Raw genomic sequence first — 3319 nt, 5'->3', positions numbered from 1 at the left:
TCGAAAACAATTCGACGCGTACAAACCTTAGATCAGGCATACTCGTCAACTAGACCCCAGAGTTTGCGACACATCCCTTTCATTCCGCCATAGCGTGTCGAATGGCGCGGGAGCACGCCGATGTGGCTCATCACGGCAAAGCCTTCATGGGCGAGCATCTCGATCGTGCGCCGACCGCGACATGTATAAAGCCCGTCGCTGCCCCGCTCCATGGCCGAAAATCCGGCGCGCAGAATGTCGTCATTGGTGGTAAACTGGGTCGGGGGCAGCGCGGTGATGATCAAGGTGTTGGGTGCCCCGGCGCGCACCTCGTCATAGTCGTCATAATCGCATGAAATGGTATGAATACCCGCAGCGGCGCGGGCTTCCGCCTCGGCGCGGTTGACCGCGGTCACCATGGTGTATTTCTGAATGCCCTTATTGTCCTGAAGGTCCTTGATCGTCAGCAACCGCTGTGTGGGCTGACTGCCGTAGGTGTACATGTTCTTCATTTTGGCCCCTTTCAAGTCCAGAGCATCCGGCCGCAACGCCGGGTGCCCTGCTTTTCCGTTCGCGGTTGTTTGTTATTGGCCGATCTGCCCAAGAGCCGTTTCAGCCCAGTTGCGATACAGATCATGGAAGTGGCGCATGGCATGTTCGGATACACCGTGATCGTCAGGGGCGTTCACATACCACCCGTTTTTAAACGCCCGCTGGGCCATGCCGCGTTGAACACTTTCGCAAAGCTCTTTGTCTTCCCGCGTCACGACATTGGTCGTCCAGATCGACCGTAGCCGATCCCGTTCCTCGGCACCGGGGTCTGTCGGATCTTTTGGTTGCAGCGTCACCGTGTGGCGCGAAGTGACGCCCGGCTCCAATGGGTCAAAGCGTGAGACATAGAAGTTCTGGGTTCCGGGAAACGTGCCGAATGTGATGTTCGGGAACATCCACCAGAACTCACCCACCAACACGTCGTGGTCCAGGTTGAGAGGGAAGGCCTTGTTGTTTGCCCGCATTTTCGTTGGCGCATTCTGGTATGTGTAATTGGGGAATAGCGAAAACTTGCTATCACCGATGCACATCATGTCATCGAATTCCGGATGCGCCATCTGGCAATGATAGCATTCCAGATAGTTGTCCAGCATCACTTTCCAGTTGGAGTTGCAAATGTAGCTGTGGCCAAATTCAGCGCCCGCGTGGTTCACGACATAGTTAGGCAGATCCGGGCACGCGCGGAGCATTTGTGCAGCCAGTCCCGGCGCAAACTCGGCCAATGGCACGACATCCAAATTCGGACACACAAAAATGAACCCTAGAAGGTTGTCGACTCTGATCGGGAGAAGCTTGTACTTTTCAGAGTCTGACTTGCGGTCTACCCCTCTGGCCCCTCGCAAGTTCCCGTCCAGCCCAAATGTCCAGGCATGATAGGGACAGGTAACTCGGGAATTGTTGCCGGAACCATCGACCAGACGATGTCCTCTGTGGGGGCAGACGTTGTGAAATCCCTTCAACTCACCTGCAGCTGTGCACACCAAAAAATACTCTTGTCCTTGCAAGGAAAAAGCATAGAAATCACCGGGTTCTGCCACCTCTGAAACGTGACAGACAAACTGCCAATTATTGTAAAGTAGATCACGCAATTCTACTTCCATAACTTTTTGGTCGGTATAGTATTTTGCAGCGAGGGTGTCGGCACGCCCATTCGGATCATGCCTTATTTCGTGCAGGTTTGTCTGAATTGTTCCCATTTAGCGTTCCCTTCAAATGTTTTCGACGGTCAGCTTCGGCAGTGCTTCGAGTCGCGTTTCTCCTATGAATTTGGCTTGCTTGACAGGCCAAAAAAAATTATGAGCTATAACAAAATTAGTAGTGAAGAGAGACGCTGGATTGTGATGGTAAGCCTGAAGGAAAAGCTCCCCCCAGCGAATGCCCTCGTGGTATTCGAGGCGGCCGGGCGCCATCTGAACTTCTCGAGCGCAGGACAAGAACTCAGCATCGTGCAGCCGGCGGTTACACGACAAATCCGAAACCTTGAGAACAGCCTCCAAGTGCGCCTTTTCAGACGCAACAACAATCAATTGAGCCTGACCGCAGAAGGTGTGCAGCTGCATCATGTCGTTCAGCAAAGCCTGCAAAAGATTGCGGCGCTGTCCGAGGCCTTCCGCGGCAGGCAGACAGAAAAACTTCTGATCGGATCGACGTTCGCATTTGCCAACCTTTGGCTCTCTTCGCGGCTTCCAGCTTTGCGGCGCGTTCTTCCTGAAACGCATCTAAATCTTTTGATTTCAGAACAATACGATGATTTCGTCATCGAGCCATCCGATATTTCAATCAGATTTGGGACTGGAACCTGGCCAGATATGAAATCTCATCTTTTGTTTAACGAAGAGGTCTACCCAATCGCCTCCCGAAAACTGGTCGAACGCCACCGCATCGGAAAGACACTGGACTGGCGGAACGTTAGATTGCTGGATCAACCGAATGTCACCCGTGACCTGGACTGGATGACTTGGCTTGAATGGCAGAACCGGTCAGAGAACACAGATTTCGAGGCATGCGAGCGTATAGAGTTCGACAACTATCTCTACGTGCTTGACGCTGTTCGTCTCGGAGAAGGAGTGGCCCTCGGGATGGCGGGGTTGACGGAACAGTACGAAGCCATCAACGACATCGTTCGGGTTGGGCCCAGCGTGAAACGGCAAAAAGCTGGCTACTACCTTGTTCACCACGATTGGCACCCTGGTGAAGCATTCGTTTCTGATGTTCTGAAGGTGCTGCAGGCGCCAAGCGTGTAAGGAGCGCCTTTCAGCGAGAGGTATTGCCAAGTTTTTGACTGGGTTTGACAAAGGTATGTCAGCCCTATGAACATTCCGATTGATATGCCACGCCTGAAGGGTTTCCGTTATCCTCGCGAGATAATTGCGTACGCTGTCTGGGCGTACCACCGGTTAGCGCTGAGCACGGCTGATGTTGAAGACCTGTTGGCCGCGCGGGGCGTGATTGTCAGCCGAGAAGCGATCCGGTTGTGGGTCAATCGCTTTGGTCAACACTTTGCAAATTGCATCCGCCGGGATCGACCTCGGCCGAACGATAAGTGGCACATGGATGAAGTCGTGATCACGATCCGCGGCAAGAAGCATTGGCTGTAGCGCGCGATCGACGCGGGTGGAGATGTCCTCGATATTCTCGTGCAAACACGCCGCAATGCCAAAGCAGCAAAGCGCTTTTTCCAAAGATTGATTTCACAGTTTGGCGAGCCGAGGGGGATGTGTCGCAAACTCTGGGGTCTAGTTGACGAGTATGCCTGATCTAAGGTTTGTACGCGTCGAATTGTTTTCGA

Annotated in this window: 3 protein-coding genes and 1 pseudogene; 2 read left to right on the top strand and 2 right to left on the bottom strand. The window is 53.3% G+C overall.

Annotation, left to right across the window (positions count from 1 at the left end):
* Positions 1–32 precede the first annotated feature (32 nt).
* Both AC2FJB_RS22760 and AC2FJB_RS22755 read right to left on the bottom strand, forming a co-directional pair.
* Positions 33–491: a hypothetical protein gene (locus AC2FJB_RS22760; RefSeq protein WP_496721218.1), complete on the bottom strand. Its 459-nt coding sequence runs from the start codon at positions 489–491 to the stop codon at positions 33–35.
* Positions 492–563: 72 nt separating this feature from the next.
* Entirely contained in the window at positions 564–1727 is a 1164-nt protein-coding gene (locus tag AC2FJB_RS22755; RefSeq protein ID WP_496819147.1) for an aromatic ring-hydroxylating oxygenase subunit alpha, read from the bottom strand.
* Positions 1728–1826: 99 nt separating this feature from the next.
* On the opposite strand from AC2FJB_RS22755, the gene AC2FJB_RS22750 reads away from it, so the two are divergent.
* The gene (locus tag AC2FJB_RS22750; protein ID WP_496721216.1) at positions 1827–2774 is read left to right on the top strand and encodes a LysR family transcriptional regulator; all 948 of its coding nucleotides are present in this window, start codon (positions 1827–1829) and stop codon (positions 2772–2774) included.
* A 66-nt stretch (positions 2775–2840) separates the two neighbouring features.
* Positions 2841–3248: pseudogene (locus AC2FJB_RS22745) on the top strand (IS6 family transposase); the annotation flags it as partial.
* Positions 3249–3319 lie beyond the last annotated feature (71 nt).

The sequence above is a fragment of the Ruegeria sp. CDSC085 genome (assembly GCF_059610465.1).
The sequence above is the reverse complement of the archived record's forward strand: the minus strand, read 5'-3'. Positions and strand labels throughout refer to the sequence as shown.

Excerpts from the sequence above, each read along its gene's own strand:
- AC2FJB_RS22760 (WP_496721218.1), bottom strand. The coding sequence starts at position 491 with ATGAAGAACATGTACACCTACGGCAGTCAGCCCACACAGCGGTTGCTG.
- AC2FJB_RS22755 (WP_496819147.1), bottom strand. The coding sequence starts at position 1,727 with ATGGGAACAATTCAGACAAACCTGCACGAAATAAGGCATGATCCGAAT.
- AC2FJB_RS22750 (WP_496721216.1), top strand. The coding sequence starts at position 1,827 with ATGAGCTATAACAAAATTAGTAGTGAAGAGAGACGCTGGATTGTGATG.